Here is a 1,066-nt window from a genome sequence, read left to right on the forward strand (position 1 = left end):
GGCGCATGCAAAGAGGGTTGCATCTGAATTGAGAAGGCAGGGGGATTCAAGGGGTAAGAGTACTATTTAAAGCTGGGAAATACCAAGTACATCTGCACTGATTATATTAAAGTTGAAGATTACTTATAAGGTTTAACCAACGGAAAGACTCTGCTATACCGCTCAAGATTTAACTTACGGTGTGATAGGTAACAAACTTCCGTGCACAACAACCTCCTAAATGTTCTAATTGTAAGAAGATGATAAGATCTGAACCCTATCTGGTGCTAGTGCCTAGCGCTATTAACGCGTTTTTCACAGGCTTCTGCCTGTCCTGCGTAAGCGTCTCAGTGACAGCTGAAACTTCGCATTCTGAAAGAAGTCTATTGTAGCAACGGTTGCGCTGGGACATACGTATGAGGACGAAAGACCCAACACAAGTGGTCAACCAGCCGCAACTTGCTATAGTCTTTGCCATATTCCAAGCCAATCCGCCGGTATGGACGCTGCTACTACTGATTGATGCGATATTCATGCAGATGCTTACGGCCCCCAACGCTATAGCTAAGCAACCGAGCACCTTGGCATTCCTTACAGTTTTGACTCTCGAATCGTACTCCTCTTTGTCCATGTATTGACCAACAAGCTGCAACTGCTTGTGATCAGCTGTCATAGAGGCAACCCTAGACAAAATCGCACACATTGATGCAAAGCATCCGATAACAGAGAAGTAGCGCGGGGCACTGATGCCAGAAATCAAGAACCCTATTGACGCGGCTGAAAGGCCAATGACAGTTATTGCCTCTGCGCATGTCGCAAATGTATTAATCCTCTCAAGACGAGCAAGTTCCTGTATCTGCTCATTCTTGCGGTAGCTGCGCGTTTTTAGGTATAGAACTATGGCGTACCCGCAAACCGCCAATACAGAAGCTGTGGCAAAAAATCCGATTACGGCCTCCTTGGGTATGGTACTTGCTGCCAACGCGAAAGAGTAAGCCATACACAAGCATATCCAGTGGCTTATAAATACCATACGCGCAGTGGTGCTTAGCGCGTTCGGCTGAAACAATATAATCTTCCTTTTTTG

1 protein-coding gene is annotated in these 1,066 nt (G+C 46.0%); it reads right to left on the minus strand.

Going from position 1 to position 1,066, the window contains the following annotated elements; all coding sequences use genetic code 11:
* Positions 1–256: 256 nt before the first annotated feature.
* On the minus strand, positions 257–1,066 hold an 810-nt coding region (locus tag GAC_RS01890), incomplete at its 5' end, for a hypothetical protein (RefSeq protein WP_037349152.1).

The organism is Anaplasma marginale str. Florida (assembly GCF_000215485.1).
GTDB lineage: Bacteria > Pseudomonadota > Alphaproteobacteria > Rickettsiales > Anaplasmataceae > Anaplasma > Anaplasma marginale.